This window comes from Streptosporangium sp. LJ11, assembly GCF_051918945.1.
In the GTDB taxonomy this organism is placed as follows: Bacteria; Actinomycetota; Actinomycetes; order Streptosporangiales; family Streptosporangiaceae; genus Streptosporangium.
Window position 1 is genome coordinate 26505 of the sequence record NZ_JBPXMB010000051.1, and the last position, 11228, is coordinate 37732.

Annotated in this window: 10 protein-coding genes and 1 pseudogene; 3 read left to right on the forward strand and 8 right to left on the reverse strand. The window is 69.0% G+C overall.

Annotated elements, in window-relative coordinates; translation table 11 throughout:
• Window positions 1-24: 24 nt before the first annotated feature.
• From ACTOQ3_RS42050 to ACTOQ3_RS42075, 6 genes are all read right to left on the reverse strand, one after another.
• On the reverse strand, window positions 25-540 hold the full coding sequence (locus ACTOQ3_RS42050; RefSeq protein ID WP_440089554.1) for a GNAT family N-acetyltransferase: 516 nt from the start codon (window positions 538-540) through the stop codon (window positions 25-27).
• Window positions 541-908: 368 nt separating this feature from the next.
• Window positions 909-1310: a VOC family protein gene (locus ACTOQ3_RS42055; protein WP_440089555.1), complete on the reverse strand. Its 402-nt coding sequence runs from the start codon at window positions 1308-1310 to the stop codon at window positions 909-911.
• A 15-nt stretch (window positions 1311-1325) separates the two neighbouring features.
• Complete coding sequence (locus ACTOQ3_RS42060; RefSeq protein ID WP_440089556.1) at window positions 1326-2909, reverse strand: FAD-dependent monooxygenase; 1584 nt, start codon at window positions 2907-2909, stop codon at window positions 1326-1328.
• A 66-nt stretch (window positions 2910-2975) separates the two neighbouring features.
• Window positions 2976-3788, reverse strand: coding sequence for an SDR family NAD(P)-dependent oxidoreductase (locus ACTOQ3_RS42065; RefSeq protein ID WP_440089558.1), 813 nt, complete (start codon window positions 3786-3788; stop codon window positions 2976-2978).
• Window positions 3789-3805: 17 nt separating this feature from the next.
• Window positions 3806-5035 carry a serine hydrolase domain-containing protein gene (locus ACTOQ3_RS42070; RefSeq protein WP_440089559.1) on the reverse strand — a complete coding sequence of 410 codons (1230 nt, stop codon included), beginning with the start codon at window positions 5033-5035 and terminating at the stop codon, window positions 3806-3808.
• A gap of 108 nt (window positions 5036-5143) precedes the next feature.
• On the reverse strand, window positions 5144-6292 hold the full coding sequence (locus ACTOQ3_RS42075; protein ID WP_440089561.1) for an FAD-dependent monooxygenase: 1149 nt from the start codon (window positions 6290-6292) through the stop codon (window positions 5144-5146).
• A 121-nt stretch (window positions 6293-6413) separates the two neighbouring features.
• Here ACTOQ3_RS42075 and ACTOQ3_RS42080 point away from each other — a divergent pair, with 121 nt between their 5' ends.
• A complete protein-coding gene (locus ACTOQ3_RS42080; RefSeq protein WP_440089563.1) occupies window positions 6414-7313 on the forward strand; it encodes a LysR family transcriptional regulator in 900 nt (299 codons plus the stop codon).
• A gap of 200 nt (window positions 7314-7513) precedes the next feature.
• Here ACTOQ3_RS42080 and ACTOQ3_RS42085 read toward each other — a convergent pair.
• A pseudogene (locus ACTOQ3_RS42085) lies at window positions 7514-8023 on the reverse strand (IS3 family transposase); the annotation flags it as partial.
• A 28-nt stretch (window positions 8024-8051) separates the two neighbouring features.
• Between ACTOQ3_RS42085 and ACTOQ3_RS42090 the strand changes: the two are divergent.
• A complete protein-coding gene (locus ACTOQ3_RS42090; RefSeq protein ID WP_440089565.1) occupies window positions 8052-8618 on the forward strand; it encodes a DUF6114 domain-containing protein in 567 nt (188 codons plus the stop codon).
• On the opposite strand, the gene ACTOQ3_RS42095 is transcribed toward ACTOQ3_RS42090, so the two are convergent.
• Window positions 8608-10422, reverse strand: a complete 1815-nt coding sequence (locus ACTOQ3_RS42095) for an alkyl/aryl-sulfatase (protein ID WP_440089566.1) — start codon at window positions 10420-10422, stop codon at window positions 8608-8610. The two genes, ACTOQ3_RS42090 and ACTOQ3_RS42095, sit on opposite strands and share 11 nt — an antisense overlap.
• A gap of 343 nt (window positions 10423-10765) precedes the next feature.
• On the opposite strand from ACTOQ3_RS42095, the gene ACTOQ3_RS42100 reads away from it, so the two are divergent.
• Window positions 10766-11113, forward strand: coding sequence for a YidH family protein (locus ACTOQ3_RS42100; RefSeq protein WP_440089568.1), 348 nt, complete (start codon window positions 10766-10768; stop codon window positions 11111-11113).
• Window positions 11114-11228: the final 115 nt, after the last annotated feature.

An 11228-nucleotide genomic window follows, 5' to 3' on the forward strand; every position in this document is an offset into this window, starting at 1 on the left:
GCCCGTGCGCGGTGAAGATTCGGGCTACCGCGTCCGGGCCGGTCGCGAAGGGGCGTCGAGGAGTGCCTCGTACAGGTGGAGGTCACCGTTGATGCCTGTCCGGCGGAACCCGGCACGTTCGAGGGTTCGCTGGGAGGCAACGTTGTCCCCGGTGGTGTCGGCGACGACTCTGGACAATCCGTGCTCGGCCGCGACGTTCAGCAGGGCGAGGAGTGCCTCCGCCGCATAGCCGTTGCCACGGGCTGACGGGGCAAGACCGTAACCGACCTCGACACATCCGTCGTCCGGCTGACCCTTGAAACCGATTCCGCCGACGGCCTTCCCGTCGGCGGTCCGGGTGATCCGGTAGTGCCCGAAAGGGCGCTGGTCCCCGTGGGCCGCCGTAGTTGTGAGAAAGGCCGTGACGCCGACGACGTCACCGTCGAAAGGAAAGTCCTCAGCCCAGGCATCCCCGGCTCCGGCGCGCCGCCCGACGATGCGTTCACCCTCTGCTGTGTCGATGGCGTGCAAGCACAGTCGCGGCGTTCGAAGTTCGGTCACGGGCAACAGCGAAGCAGCCCTCGACCCTCCGCACAAGCCGATCAACGCCCCCGCACCCCGCCGAGGCACGTGCCGCGGCGGGGCGGCGAATCAAGTGAGTGACCCCAAGATGGTGATCGCGGCTTTCGCGCCGTCTTCGTCGCGGAGCAGGAAGTCGTGGCGGCCGCGCCGGCGGGCATACGAGCATTGCGGCCCATGACGGCTTTGGAGCGAGAGACGATCACCGCCCGCCTGGCGGCGAGGTTGTCGTACCAGCCGAAGCCTGTACACCGACCCACCCGACGACATCGCCGCCGGCTATGTCGAAGAGACATGATCACGAGGCCCGGGCATCTGGGCACGACGAAGGTGTGGTGGGAACAGCAACGCTAACTGTGGCGCGTCACCGCCAAGGTGCGCAGGATGCAGAACTCGTTGCCCTCGGGGTCGGCCATGACCACCCAGCTTCGGTCTGGGCCTTGGCCCACATCTCTCTTGATGGCGCCGAGGCCGAGCAATCTGGTCACCTCGTCGTCGGTGCTGCCGTCAACCGGGCTGACGTCGAGGTGAAGCCGGTTCTTCACGGTCTTGCCCTCGGGCACCTGGATGAACAGCAGGGTGGGCGGCATCTGGCGGGCCAGCACCTCCTCGACGGTCGGCTCCCAGGAGCCGATCTCGACCTTGCCCTCGTTCCGGTCGATCACTTTGAAGTCCAGAACCTCGCACCAGAAGGCCGCGAGTCTCTCCGGATCGTGGCAGTCGACGGCCAACTCGGTGAATCTACTTGTCATGGCTCCTCCAGATGCTCAAGGCGTTCCGAACCATGCGGAGAGTGCCTCACTCAGCAGGGGCGAGGCGCTGTCCGCAGGTTCGTCGAGGGTGGCGGCCCAGGCGACGTGGCCGTCCGGGCGGATCAGCAGCGCGTCGGCCGGTCGATCGTCGGTCTTGGCGGTGTGGACGTCGATGAGATGCCGCCAGTCCCGCGCGGTCTGGCGGAGCTCTGGACGGCCGGCCAGATCGAGCAGGACGGGCCGGGCGGTGTGCATGAGCTCGGCGACACTGGTGATGCCTTGACCGGTGTGCAGGGTGAGGTCGGGGGCGAAGGTGCCGGCCAGCGGATGATGGCCGGCACCGGGCATCGGATAGTGAACGTCGGTGCCGGCGACGAGGGCTCCCATGCGGCGCAGCGGCTGCTCGTCGGCGAGCAGTTCGGTGAAGACCTCCCGGAGCGCTTCGGCGGCCGCGTCGTGCCCGCGCCGCAGGGCCACCTGAGCGCGGGTGTGCAGCAGGGTGCGGGCACCGGCCAGGCGGCGTTCGGCGTGGTAGGTGTCCAGCAGGCCGGCCGGAGCCGTGCCGTGGAGGTCGGCGGCCAGTTTCCAGGCCAGGTTGACCGCGTCCAGCATGCCGGCGTTGAGCGCCACTCCGGTGGCGGGGAACAGGTGCGCCGCGTCGCCGGCCAGCAGGATCCGCCCCTCGCGGTAGCGCTCGGCCTGGCGGGCCTTGAAGGTGAAGCGCGACAGCCGCGTCGATTCGGCCAGGGGCAGGTGGGCGCCGAGCACGCGGCGGATGCTGTCCTGCAGTTCGGTCAGGGTCATCGGGACGTCGTCGTCGTATTCGGTGGTCTCGTCCTCGATGGTGTAGAGGGAGACGGACTGGGTGCCGGGGGAGGAGCCGATGCCGAGCAGGCCCTGGTCGGTGCGGGTGAAACCGGCGCGGATGGTGCCGAAGCCGGGGACGTCGAGATCGCCGTTGCTGAGAACGGTGACCGTGTCGGGCAGGGTGACCTGGGCCAGCCGGTTGACCTCGGGATAGGTGGTGCCGGGGAACGGGATGTCGGCCCAGTCGCGGATGCGGCTGCGCGCGCCGTCACACCCCAAGAGGTACCGCGTGCGCGTCCGGTACGGGCCGTCCGGGCCGCGCACGTCCACGGTGACCGCGTCGTCGTCCTGGCTCACTCCGATCACCTCGTGGCCGCGGCGGAGGCGAACGCCGAGTTCGCCGGCGCGTTCGCCGAGCTGCCGCTCCAGCAGTTGCTGCGGCAGGGGCAGGGCGTGCATCGGGGGATCCGGCAGGTGGGTGAAGTCCAGGTGCACCCCGCCGAACGGAAACCGGGGAGCCGGCACAGGACCGGTGCAGGCCGCTTCGAGACGTTCCAGCAGGCCTCGGTAGCGCAGCAGTTCCAGGATCTGCCCGCCCAGGCCCCCGGCCTTGGGGGTATCGCGTGGCCGCGGCTGCCGTTCCAGCACCAGCGGTCGCACTCCGGCCAGGCGCAGCTCGGTGGCCAGCATGAGACCGGTCGGGCCGGCCCCCACGACGATCACGTCTGCGTCCCCCTCCGGCGGCTCTTCCCGCAGGTCTTCCGCGGACCGGGTGGCATCGTGGTGCTTCATCATCAATGACCTTTCAATCGTGGTTGTCGCGTCGCGTTCGTCCGAAGCCGGACCGGAACGCGGCTGTCAGCCGGGAGCCAGGCGGCTGAGGTGTTCCCAGGCGCGGTACTCCTCGGTCCTGGCCTGGTTCATCTGGTGGACCAGGTCGAAGGACTGGCTGCCGACGATCAGCCGCAGGGGCGGGTGGGGCAGGTCCACGAGCTGCATGACGACCGGCGCGGCCGTGCTCGGGTCGGGCCCCGCTTCGTCGCCCCACAGCTCGGTCAGCTTCGCTCGCAGCGGGTCGTACGCCGGGTCGGGCGTGGTGGCCGTCGTGCCGGTCGTGAACAGGCCGGTGTCGTAGCCGCCCGGCTGGACGATGGTGACCTTGATGCCGAAGGGCTCGACCTCCATGGCCAGCGCCTGGCCGAGGGAGTCGATGGCCGATTTGCCGGCCGCGTACAGCCCGGCCGAGGCCATCCCGCCGCCGGTGCCCATCGTCGTCACCAGGAGGATGTGGCCCGAGCCCTGGGCGCGCAGGTGGGGCAGTACGGCCTGGGTGACCCAGATCTGCCCGTGGACGTTGACGTCGAAGTGGGCTCGGATCTGGGTCTCCGTGGCCTCTTCGATCATGCCGTACAACATCGCGCTGGCGTTGTTGACCACGATGTCGAGCCTGCCGAACACGGCCACCGCCCGTTCCACGCCCTCGTGCACCGCGACGCGGTCGGAGACGTCGAGCGGGACGCACACCAGGGTGTCGGGGTGGCGGGCCTGCAGGCCCGCCAGCGGCGCCACGTCACGGGCCGCGGCCACGACGCGATCGCCCCTGCTCAGCGCAGCCTCCGCGAACGCCCTGCCCAGCCCTCTGGACGCACCCGTGATGAACCAAACACGCATGACACTCACTCCTTCCATCAGTCTTCGATCGCCTGGTAGACGGTGGTCCAGAAGTCGTTCATCAGGTGGGCGGGGTTGGGCACCGTGTAGCCGAGCTGGCAGAGCAGGATGCCCGTGAGCTGGTTGACCGGGTCTGCGTAGGCGGAGGTGCCGCTGCCGCCGTCCCAGCCGAACTGGCCGATCGGCGCGTAGTCACCGCGGTAGGTGCGCACCGCCATGCCCAGGCCCCAGCCGCCCTGCTGGCCCTGGCCGAAGGAGATGTGCACGGCGTTGCGGGCCAGGGCGGTGCGGGCGGCGTTCTGCTCGGGGGTGAGCCGGTTGGTGGTCATCAGCTCCACGGCCGGCCGGGACAGGATGCGTCGGCCGTTGTGGACGCCGCCGTTGAGCAGCATCTGGAAGTAGGCGTGGTAGTCGTCGGCGGTGGAGACCAGGCCGCCACCGCCACCCTGGAACGCCGGGGGCTTGCTCCACCGGCCGCCCTCGGGCTCGTCCCACGCGAGGAACTCGCCCGTGGCGGGGTCGGGGGCGTACAGGGTGGGCAGCCGGTCGATCTGGTCGGCGGGCACGTGAAAGCCGGTGTCCTTCATGCCGAGGGGCTCGAAGATGCGCTCGCGCAGGAACTCCTCGAAGGTCTGGCCGCTGACCCGGGATACCAGGACGCCGACCAGATCGCTGCCGATCTGGTACTGCCACTGCTCGCCGGGCTGGTGCATCAGCGGCAGCTCGCCCAGACGGCGCATCCACTCGTCCTGCTCGGGCACCTCGGTCGGCAGGTTGGGGGTCAGCCCGCGCTCGAAGACGGCGTTCAGGATCGGGGTGCCCAGCGCGGTCATGTCCATGCCGAGGCCGAAGGTGCAGGTGAGGATGTCGCGGACGGTGATCGGGCGGCGGGCCGGGACGGTGTCGTCCAGCTCGGCGTCGATGCGCTTGAGCACCTGGCGGTCGTCCAGCTCGGGCAGCCACGGGCCGACCACGTCGTCCAGCCGCAGCCGGCACTCGTCCAGCAGGACCATCGCGGCGGCGATGGTGACCGGCTTGGAGGTGGAGGCCATGCGGAAGATCGTGTCGCGGCGCATCGGGGCGCCGCCGTCGTGCCGCATCGTGCCGAGCGTCTCGACGTGCGTCTGGCCGCCTCGGCTGACCAGGGCGACGACTCCGGGGATCTTCCCGGAGTCGACATACCGTGCCAGCACCTCACGCAGCCTGCGCAGCCCCTGCTCAGAAAAGCCGTTCCTGCTCACTGCCATGATCCTTATCTCCTTGTCGTCATGATCATTCGTACGTTCCCCCACGCGGAGGGCCCTGGCATCGGGCCGTCGCCGCCCTGGCACCGCCGTACCAACGGCGGCGCCAGGTCAGCGGGCAGCCCGGCCGGGTGACGGCCGCTCCGCGGCGAAGCCGGGAGCGTAGTCCTTGAGTCGCACCAGGTGCGGGCGAGCCGCCGTCGTGCGGTCGAATCCCTCCTGCGGAGGCGTGCCGAGGAAGAACTGGTCGGTGCCTTCGCGCCCCAGGTGCTGGTGCTCGTCGACGAAGCCGCGCATTTCCCGCTCGTAGGAGGCGAACGCCTGCGCGTGGTCGCCGCCTGCAGCCAGCTCGCCGGCCAGGATGTAGGCGGCGATCAACGCCTGGGAAGCGCCGCGGCCCGAAGCCGGCGCCGCACAGTATGCGGCGTCCCCGAGCAGCACCACCCGGCCCGAGAACCAGCGGTCCATCTCGACCTGGGCGTTCGCCTCGAAGAAGAGGTCCTCCGCCCCCCGCATCTCCTCCAGCAGGCGCCGAATCAGCAGGCCTTCGCCGGCGAACCGCTCAGCCACGATGCGCTCGTGCTGCCTGGCGTCATCGCGGTCGTAGGCCAGCGGTCCGGAGGCGAAGTGCAGCGCCGCACGCGCTCGGGCGCCGTCGCGGGTGCTGAGCACCCCGGCCGCCTTGCCCGGTACGCGGTAGCCCCGGCCGTCGTCTTCGGCGCCGAGGCGGCCGGGCACGCTGAAGACCGCCGTGTAGACACCCAGGTGCCGGACGAAGCGCTCGTGCGGCCCGAAGGCCAGCGAGCGGGTGCGCGAGTGCAGCCCGTCGGCGCCGGCCACCAGGTCGAAGCGGCGCGGCCGACCGCGGTCGAAGGTGACCCGCACGTCGTCGGCGCTCTGCTCCAGGGTGGCGATCGAGTCGCCGAAAACGTACTCGACCTCCCGGCGGGTGGCCTGGTACAGCAGGCCGGCCAGGTCGTCCCTGAGGATCTCCAGGTCACCCGCGCAGATCGTCACGGGCGGCGCGGCGTAGTCATCCGCCATCGCCGTATCACCCAGCCGCAGGCTCAGCGCTTCGGCCTGCTCCAGCAGGGCCATCCGGTCCAGCACGTCCAGCGCCTCGCCGCGCAGGCCCGTCGCGTACCCGCCCGGGCGCACCCGCGGGGCGCGCTCCACCACAGTCGGGGTGAACCCGTGGTGGCGCAGCCAGTACGCCAGGGCGACCCCGGCGACACCGGTACCGCAAACCAGGACGTCCATCCACGTGCTCCCTCGACCAGCGGCGAATCGTACGAATCGAGGATCAAGTACGGTGAACACCCGGAACAACGATGAACCCTGAAAGATCACCTTCAGTGGGAGTGAACGGAGCAGGTCAGGCGTGGAACTGCGGGACATCGAGATCTTCCTGACCCTGGCCGAGGAACTGCACTTCGGCCGCACCGCCGCCCGGCTGTGCCTGTCGCCCGCTCGTGTCACCCAGGCGATCCAGAAGCAGGAACGGCAGGTCGGCGCGCCGCTGTTCGAGCGCACCAACCGCATGGTCCGGCTGACACCGGTCGGACGGCAGCTCCGGGACGACCTCCGGCCGCTCTACGCCGGGCTGAAGGAGAGCGTGGAACGCGCCCAGCTCGCCGGCCAGGGCATCACCGGCACGCTGCGCGTCGGCATGCTCCCCCTCAACGCCTACGACCTGCGCCCCTACTGGGACGTCTTCCGCCTCCGCCACCCGCAGTGGAAACTGCGCATCCACAGCGCCCAGCTCGGCGAAGCCTTTCCCGCGCTGCGCCGCGGAGACATCGACATCCTGGTGAGCTGGCTCCCCATCGACGAGCCTGACCTCACCGTGGGGCCGGTCGTGTTCGCCGAGCAGCGCGTGCTGGCCGTCGCCACCGGCCACCAGCTCGCCCCGCGCGCGTCGGTCTCGCTGGAGATGATCTCCGACTTCCAGCACCCGAACGCCGACACCGGGCCCGGCTACTGGTACGACGCCTACGCCCCTCGCCTCACCCGGCGCGGTCGTCAGATCGAGCGCGGCCCCGTGGTCCGGGACGCGGAAGAGGCCATGACCCTCGCCAGCATGGACGGACTCGTCGTGCTCTTCCCCGCCCACGTCGCCCGATACTGGGTACGGCCGGACATCGCCTACCTGCCGGTCACCGACATGGAGCCGCTGCCGTACGCGCTGGTGTGGCGGAGTGAGGCGGAGAACGAGCCCATCCGGGCCCTGGCCGGGATCATCCGCGACCTGGGCCCTCTCCCGTCGGTCCCTGCCCCTTGAGGTGGCGGTGTAGACAGCTCGACGAGGTAGGTACCGTGAGTGGATCTTAGGCGGCCTCGATGGCGGGTGCCAAGGCCGAGTCGTCGGCGGGGCGCAGCTGAGTGGCGGGTGGAGCAGGACTCGGCGGAAGTCGGGCAGGATGCGCAGGCCCTGGCCCTGGCTGGCGACGGGGGTTCGCTCCGAAGTGTGGACACCGCTTGTCATGCGGCGAGCAGCACTCTATCGATGGTCTGCTGCTCGTAGTCGATCGGGCTGAGGTAGCCGAGGGTGGAATGCCTCCTGCGGGTGTTGTACCGGGTGATCCACTTGAAGACGGCCAGGCGGGCCTCGCGCGCCGAGGGCCGGCGCTTGGCGCCCTGCGGCGTCTCGCGTTTCAAAGTGGCGTTGAACGCCTCCGCCGCGGCGTTGTCGGCGCTGGTGCCGATGGCTCCCATGGATCGGCACACGCCGAGCTCGGCGCAGACCTCGGCGAACTCGGCGGAGATGTACTGGGCCCCGTGATCGGCATGGAAGATCGCGCCGTGCAGGCTGCCCCGGGTGAGGGCGGCGGCCCGCAACGCGTCGGTCACCAGCTCGGTGCGCAGGTGATCGGCGATCGACCAGCCCGCCAAGCGGCGTGAATGCAGGTCCAGCACGGTCGCCAAGCACAAGAACTCGCCCTCGCCGACGGATAGGTAGGTGATGTCGCCCACATAGCGCCGGTTGGGTGCGGGTGACGGTTCGACGGGCGGACAGATCATGAAATCGTGGCGGAATTCACGGCCGTTTTGGGGCGGGCTGCTCATCGTGCTGGCGGGGGCGGAGTTGCTGTCCATCCCGTTCACGCTCAACGCGCTATCGGTGTCGATTCTGTTCAGCGCGGTGGGGGCGACCTACCTGATCGCGCTGGTGATGATGATCTCAGGGGTGCTGGTGTGGCTGCAGCCGGGCCAGCGGGTGTTCCTCGGCTTGATGGCCGTGCTGCTGTCCATGGCGTCCTTCGTCTACTCCAACCTGGGCGGCTTCCTGATCGGCATGAGTCTGGGCCTGCTGGGCGGCACGCTGGCCATCGCCTGGACCCCCCTCAGCCGACCGGCCGGCCGTCTTGACTCCCTCAGCGTCCGCGACTTCCTGGACGCGGCGCGGGCACTCGTGTCGAAGGCGAAGGCGATGCGCGCCGCGATCGGTCCCGGGTCCCGCCGGTGGCGCAAATCCCCGACGAAAGACACATCGGTCGCCACAATGAACCGCGAGGCCGCCACAACCCCTCCGCGCATGGCGACCAAGGCTTCTTTGACAGGGGAGAAGACGGCGCTCAGGGAGTGACGATGGCGAAGTCGGGTTTCGGGTCGTCCAGGACGGCTGCGAGGCGGCGTAGAACGTCCAGGTCCCCGTCGTGGTCGAGGCTGTCGGCGCCCTTGCCCGCGAGCAAGCCGAGCAGTTGCGGCTTGGTGAGGTCCACAGTGAGGTCCACGGTGAGGTCCACGGTGGCCTCGGGCGGGTTGGGTTGATGGATCAGCGCCCCGTTCGACATGGTGGTGCGGTGATGCTCGCCGGAATCGGTGAGGTGCCAATCGATGGCGAAGTGCTCGTTCCACGCCTGGGGTCCGTTGACGCGGATGGCCAGCGAATCGAAGATCTGTTCCGCGCTCAGGGCTTCGATCACCTCGGGTGAGGCCACGTCGAGGTCGGCCGGCACGATGTGGCCGTTGAGTTCCAGGGCGCCCATCAGGTAGAAGTTGCGCCAGGTGCCGTTCTCCGAGCCGTGGCCGAGGGCGGTGTAGACCTCGGCGAGCAGCGTGCGGGCCTTTGTGTCGTGCTCGTCGGCGAAGACGGCGTGGTTGAGCAGCGTGGCGGCGAAACGCAGATCCCCTTCCTTCACATAGCGACCGGCCAGCCCTGCGACGGCGGCGGATCCGCCCAGGCACTCGACGTAGCGCCTGGCCTGCTCGACCGGCGGGTGCTCCCACAGATGGGCCGGGTTGCCGTCGAACCAGCCCAGATAGCGCTGGTAGATGGCCTTGACGTTGTGACTGACCGACCCGTAGTAGCCGTGGGTGTGCCAGGCCTGCTCCAGGGCGGGCGGCATCTGCATGACCTCGGCGATCTCGATGCCGGTCAGGCCTTGGTTCATCAAGCGCACGGTCTGGTCGTGCAGGTAGGCATACAGGTCGCGCTGCTGCGACAGGAAGCGGACGATGTCCTCCTTTCCCCAGGTGGGCCAGTGGTGGGAGGCGAAGGCGACGTCGGCCTGGTCGGCGAAGAGCGCGATCGCCTCGGTCAGATAGCGGGCCCAGACGCGGGCATCGCGCACCACCGCGCCTCGCAGGGTGAGGATGTTGTGCTGGTTGTGGGTGGCGTTCTCGGCCAGGCACAGCGCGCGCCGGTCGGGGAACAGGAAGTTCATCTCCGCCGGTGCCTCGGTGCCGGGGGTGAGCTGGAAGACGATATCTACCCCGTCGACCGTTTCCTGCTGCCCGGTGCGAATGATGTCGACGGTGGGCGCGATGAGGGACATGGCGCCGGTGGAGGTGGTCATGCCCAGACCGCACCCGATCTGGCCTTCGGCCGAGCGGGGCAGCGCCGGACCGTACATGTAGACCGAGCGTCGGCTCATCGCGATGCCGGCGTAGACGTTCTCCGAAACCGCGTGTTTCATGAATCCGGCCGGGGCGATGACGGGGATGCCCTCACCGTCGGTGACGCCGCGCACGCCGCCGAAGTGGTCACCGTGGGAGTGGGTGTAGATGACACCGGTGACCGGACGGTCGCCTCGGTTGTCGCGGTAGAGACGCAGTGCGGCGGCCGCGCACTCGGGGGAGATCAGCGGGTCGATGACGATGACGCCGGTATCGCCCTCCACGACCGTCATGTTCGACAGGTCCAGGCCACGTACCTGGTAGATGCCGTCCGTCACCTCGAACAGACCCTGTTTGGCGCACAGCCGGCCCTGCCGCCACAGGCTCGAGTGAGCACTCTTGGGAGTTTCGGCGTTGAGGAAGTCGTAGGAGTCGTTGTCCCAGATGACGCGGCCGTCGGCAGCCTTGACCACCGCGGGGCTCAACTTCGCGACGAATCCTCGCTCGGCGTTGTCGAAGTCGGTCCGATCATGAGAGGGAAGGTCAGCCATAAAAGACCCGTTCCCCCTTCAAGCTCTATTCAGGGTAGAAAACATCTCAAAAATTCGATCGCCGGCTTTCGGTGGCGGTTTACCTGACGGCGAGTGCGCCGGACCTCTGGCAAAAAATGGTAATCAAGGCTGGTATCGCTTCCCACACTGTTTGCCGATAGCGGTTTCGCTCCGTCAGCGTGGCGTCACCAATCTTGAACCACGACCAGCTTGGCTGTGACCGGAGATGGAGAAACCCCTTCCTCCGGCGTGCCGTCACAGCACCCGGAACTCAAGGGACGGCACGCCTGCCTCGACTCCTCGGCGACCCGTTCACGGATCGCCGAACACACCGGGAGGACGCTTGAGCGGGGAAATCCCCGATCGAGGCGCGCCGAACATCGGCAGCCGCGCTCGGGATCATCTGGCCAACGAGAGGACCTACCTCGCATGGCTGCGCACCGGCATCAGTGTGGCGGCGCTCGGCGTTGCGGTGGCGAAGTTCGCCCCGCACAGAGGAGTTCACGCCGTGATCTCGGGCGGCATCCTGATCTTCGCTGGTTTGCTGGTAAGCGGCTACGGAACGGTGCGGTACCGGTCCGTTGGGCGACAGCTGGATTCCGGGCTTTTCGCCCCTGCCCGGTTCGGTACGGTCACGGCCGCCACCGTGGTCACCGTCCTGGCGCTGATCGCTGTCGCGATTCTCCTTTGACCCCTCCTGCCCACCATCCAATGGATCGGCGATGTCAACGTGACCTGTCCACCCGGCCCGCCGGCCAGGTCATGGCCGCCTTGAGCGAGCGCGACCAGGCCGAACTTCTCGCGCT

Excerpts from the sequence above, each read along its gene's own strand:
- ACTOQ3_RS42055 (WP_440089555.1), bottom strand. The coding sequence starts at position 1,310 with ATGACAAGTAGATTCACCGAGTTGGCCGTCGACTGCCACGATCCGGAG.
- ACTOQ3_RS42065 (WP_440089558.1), bottom strand. The coding sequence starts at position 3,788 with ATGCGTGTTTGGTTCATCACGGGTGCGTCCAGAGGGCTGGGCAGGGCG.
- ACTOQ3_RS42090 (WP_440089565.1), top strand. The coding sequence starts at position 8,052 with ATGAAATCGTGGCGGAATTCACGGCCGTTTTGGGGCGGGCTGCTCATC.
- ACTOQ3_RS42070 (WP_440089559.1), bottom strand. The coding sequence starts at position 5,035 with ATGGCAGTGAGCAGGAACGGCTTTTCTGAGCAGGGGCTGCGCAGGCTG.
- ACTOQ3_RS42075 (WP_440089561.1), bottom strand. The coding sequence starts at position 6,292 with ATGGACGTCCTGGTTTGCGGTACCGGTGTCGCCGGGGTCGCCCTGGCG.
- ACTOQ3_RS42095 (WP_440089566.1), bottom strand. The coding sequence starts at position 10,422 with ATGGCTGACCTTCCCTCTCATGATCGGACCGACTTCGACAACGCCGAG.
- ACTOQ3_RS42060 (WP_440089556.1), bottom strand. The coding sequence starts at position 2,909 with ATGAAGCACCACGATGCCACCCGGTCCGCGGAAGACCTGCGGGAAGAG.